Source organism: Pseudomonas sp. RA_35y_Pfl2_P32 (assembly GCF_963970735.1).
GTDB lineage: Bacteria > Pseudomonadota > Gammaproteobacteria > Pseudomonadales > Pseudomonadaceae > Aquipseudomonas.
Genome location: NZ_CAXAQF010000231.1, coordinates 1 through 505 on the forward strand (window position 1 = coordinate 1; position 505 = coordinate 505).

A 505-nucleotide genomic window follows, 5' to 3' on the forward strand; every position below is an offset into this window, starting at 1 on the left:
GGATCGTTTGCGACACCGCTCACGCGGGTTAACGCGGCGGAAATCAATGCGGCCTGGTTGAAGCCGCGCGACCATAAACGCCAGCGGTGGAGCGGCACCGGCACCAGCATATCGGCATCGTCCGGCAGCAACCGCGCCATTTGCCGACCGACCGTCTCGGCAAAGGCGGTGCGACCGCCATATTTCAAGCGGAGCGCGACCGTGCGCGCGACATCCCCATAGGCCACCGCCGCGCGCACCCCGGCATGACGCGTGGGATCGGCGATACAGGCCGCACATTGTGCCCCTGCCCCGCGATCATAAGCGAACGGCGCATGGCAGGTTGCGCACCACGGCGGCGCGAGAAAGCGCAGCGCGCCCCAGCACACCGCGCAGAAGCGATGATCTTCCCCCGTGACCGCACCGCAGCCGGGGCAGCGCGGCGGCAGCGCGAAATCGGCGATCAGGCGCAAAGGGGCGAGCCAGGGCGACACGGCCCCCCTTGTCGCCCGACGCCTAGAGCGGC

General features: G+C 69.5%; 1 protein-coding gene. It reads right to left on the reverse strand.

What is annotated here, in order from left to right:
- The coding region (locus AACY45_RS28015) for a ComF family protein (protein ID WP_339548720.1) at positions 1-452 on the reverse strand (452 nt) is incomplete at its 3' end.
- Positions 453-505 lie beyond the last annotated feature (53 nt).